We start from the raw sequence: 3,363 nt of genomic DNA, 5'->3' as shown, positions 1-3,363 counted from the left end.
TTCTTATCCTGATTGTCGCGCTCGCCATCCTGATTGTCGCGCCATACTGCGCGCCATCGCCGAGCACACGCTGCACCGGCTGATGGACTTCGAGGTCGAGGCGCTGATCGGCGCCGCCCGCCACGAGCGCAGCGACACGCGCACCACCTACCGCAACGGCTCGCGGCCGCGTCAACTCGACACCCGGCTCGGCACGCTGGACCTGAAGATCCCCAAGCTACGCCAGGGCTCCTACTTCCCGGCCTTCCTGGAGCCGCGCAAGACGGCCGAGAAGGCGCTCACCGCCGTCATCCAGGAAGCCTGGATCCAGGGCGTGTCGACGCGCAAGGTCGACGATCTCGTCCAGGCGCTCGGCATGACCGGCATCTCCAAGTCTCAGGTTTCGGCGCTGTGCGAGGAGATCGACACCCGTGTGCACTCCTTCCTGGAGCGCCCTCTGGAAGGCGAGTGGCCCTATCTCTGGCTGGACGCCACCTACCTCAAGGTTCGCCAGGACGGCCGCATCGTGTCGATCGCCGCGATAATTGACTGTGCTACCGAATGCTGGCCCACCGTGCTGATGAAATCTGGCCCACCCGTCGTCCGATCAACCTCCGTTTCCCACCAGCGGATGCTGGAGGGGCGGGATGGACAGGAGACGGAAGGTGGAACTCTTCGAACAGCTGCGGCGTGAATACGAGTTTGGCGTCGGCACCATCCAGGGGGTGGCGCGGAAGTTCGGCGTTCACCGGCGCCTGGTGCGGCAGGCTCTGGAGAGTGCGCTGCCGCCAGAGCGGAGCTACACGCCGCGGGCCAAGCCGGTGCTGGGAGCGCTCGCCGTGTTCATCGACACCATCCTGGAGGCCGACCGCCGGGCGCCGCGCAAGCAACGGCATACGGCGCGGCGGATCTGGAAGCGGATCCGCCAGGAGATGCCGCAGGCCGTCGTCGCGGAGAGCACGGTGCGCAACCACGTGCATGAGCGCAAACGCGCGCTGGGGCTGATCAGCCGGGAAACCTTTGTGCCGCAATCCTATGACTGGGGGCAGGAAGCCCAGGTCGATTGGTACGAAGCCTACGCCGACCTCGACGGCGAGCGCGCCAAGCTGCAGGTCTTCTGCCTGCGCGCGATGGCCAGCGGCGGCGCCTTTCACCGAGCCTACCGGCACGCCACCCAGCAAGCCTTCCTGGAAGCGCATGAGCACGCCTTCCGCTACTTTGGCGGGGTCTTCCGGGTGCTGCGCTACGACAATCTCGGCAGTGCGGTGCGCAAGGTGCTGCGCGGGCGGCTGCGCGAGGAGACCGAGCGGTTCATCGCCTTCCGCTCGCATTGGCGCTTCGAGGCACAGTTCTGCATGCCGGCCGCTGGGCACGAAAAGGGCGGCGTCGAGGGGGAGAACGGGCAGTTCCGCCGCAACCACTGGGTTCCGGTGCCCAAGGCGGGCGATCTCCCGGTGCTCAACGAGGTGCTGCTGCTGGGCTGCCGGGAGGATGAGCGGCGTGTGATCGACGGCCGCCAGCAGAGCGTCGGCGAGGCGATGGCGATCGAGCGCGCGGTGCTGATCGGCTGTCCCGCGGACGGCTTCGACCTCGCCGACCTCAGCTTCCCGCGGGTCGACAGCGCCGGCTGCGTGCTGGTCAAGACCAACGCCTACTCGGTCCCGCTGCGCGCCGGCACGCGCGTGCACGCCAAGCTGTATCCCGCGCATCTGGAGGTCTGGCACGAGGGCCGGATGGTCGCCCGCCACGAGCGCAGTTACGCCCGCCGCCAGCAGATCCTCGACCTCGAGCATTACCTCGATGTGCTGGAGCGCAAACCCGGGGCGCTGGCCGGCTCCAAGCCGTTGGAGCAATGGCGCCGGCAGGGGCGGTGGCCGGCGGCCTACGATGCCTACTGGGAGCGGCTGATCGCCCGCCACGGGCGCCAGCACGGCACGCGCGCTATGGTGACGGTGCTCGGGCTCGGCAAGACGTTTGGCGCCGAGCGGGTGCAGGCGGCGGTGGCCGCGGCGCTCCGGATGGGCTGCTCGGATGCCGAGGCGGTGCGCTATCTGCTGACGGCGGATCAGCTGCGGCGCCCGCCCCCGGAGGAGGTCGATGTCGGGGCGCTGGCCCGGTTCGACCGACCGGCGCCGTCGCTGGCCGGGTACGATCGGCTGCTGAGCCGGGAGGCGGCGCCATGAGCCCCGCCCCAACCGCCCTGGAGGCCAGCGCCACGCTGCTCGAGCAGTCCATTCGCCAGCACTGCCGGCTGCTCAAGATGCCGACGCTGGCGGCGCAGTTCGATCGCTTGGCGCAGACGGCGGTGCGCGAAGGGCACAGCCACGTCCAGTACCTGGAAGCGCTGCTGGCGGCGGAGATCGAGGAGCGCGAGCGCAAGGCGGTGCTGCGGCGCCTGCAGGAGGCCCGTCTGCCGCGGGTCAAGACGCTGGAGGAGTTCGACTTCGGCCAGTCGCCGCTGTCGGCGAGCCGCCTGGCCGATTTGGCGAGCGGCGGCTACATCGAGCGCGCCGAGCCGATCGTGCTGATCGGCGAAGCCGGCACCGGCAAGACGCACCTCGCCATCAGCCTGTGTGTCGCCGCCTGCCGGCAGCGCCGGCGGGTGCGCTTCACCACCGCGGCGGCGCTGATCAACGAGCTGGTCGAGGCGCGGGCCGAGAACCAGTTGGGCCGGGCTCTGGGCCGCTGGGAACGGGTGGAGGTGGTGTGCATCGACGAGTTGGGCTACGTGCCCCTCGCCGACATCGGCGCCGAACTGATGTTCCAGATCATCGCCGATCGGGCCGAGAAGGCGGCATTGATCGTGACGACGAACCTGCCGTTCTCGGAATGGGGCCAGGTGTTCCCCACCCCACGGCTCTGCAAAGCGGTACTCGACCGCGTCACCGATCGGGCGCACATCATCGAAGCCGGCAACACCTCCTACCGGTTCCGCCGCACCCTGGCGAAGCGGGGGCAAGGGCATGAGTGAAGCGCCGCCCCCGACGCTCGTCCCGGTGGGCCCACAGGCAAGGCGGGGGCCGCCACCCAGCGCAATGGAGACGCGGCGGCGGCCCCCGTTGCCTATGGACTACCGGGACGAGCCGCTACTCGCGCTGTGGACGTCGGTTTTCGGCTGCCCGGTGACCAACCCATGGGTGGGCCAGATTTCATCAGCAAAGTGGGCCGTGGTTCGTTGACACAGCCAGGATCGAGCTTCATCACCACAACGCTCAGTCCGATGCTGCAGCATGCCTCCAGATTGCCCTTCGGGCTGCTCAGGAGCGTGGGGTCTCGACCGTCCAGGAACTGGCAAGCTCGATTGGCTTGCGGTTCGGCCGCCTCATGCCTTCCAGCTACGTGCCGTGTTCGTCCCCACCCCGCAAGCTCCCTGCACGCTTTCTG

Annotated in this window: 2 protein-coding genes and 1 pseudogene; all 3 read left to right on the top strand. The window is 68.9% G+C overall.

The genetic code is table 11. The annotated features are described in order from the left end of the window. Positions 1-43: 43 nt before the first annotated feature. A pseudogene (locus VED21_RS02300) lies at positions 44-535 on the top strand (transposase); the annotation flags it as partial. A 91-nt stretch (positions 536-626) separates the two neighbouring features. Then, a complete protein-coding gene (gene istA, locus VED21_RS02295; protein ID WP_324880693.1) occupies positions 627-2,162 on the top strand; it encodes an IS21 family transposase in 1,536 nt (511 codons plus the stop codon). Continuing rightward, positions 2,159-2,950 (top strand): IS21-like element helper ATPase IstB, encoded by a 792-nt coding sequence (gene istB / locus VED21_RS02290; RefSeq protein WP_324880692.1) that lies wholly within the window; start codon positions 2,159-2,161, stop codon positions 2,948-2,950. Before istA ends, istB begins: the two co-directional genes overlap by 4 nt. The last annotated feature ends 413 nt before the right edge of the window (positions 2,951-3,363 follow it).

The organism is Azospirillum sp. (genome assembly GCF_035627195.1).
In the GTDB taxonomy this organism is placed as follows: Bacteria; Pseudomonadota; Alphaproteobacteria; order Azospirillales; family Azospirillaceae; genus Azospirillum.
Note: the sequence above shows the minus strand (reverse complement) of the source record. Positions and strands in the feature narration are given on the sequence as shown.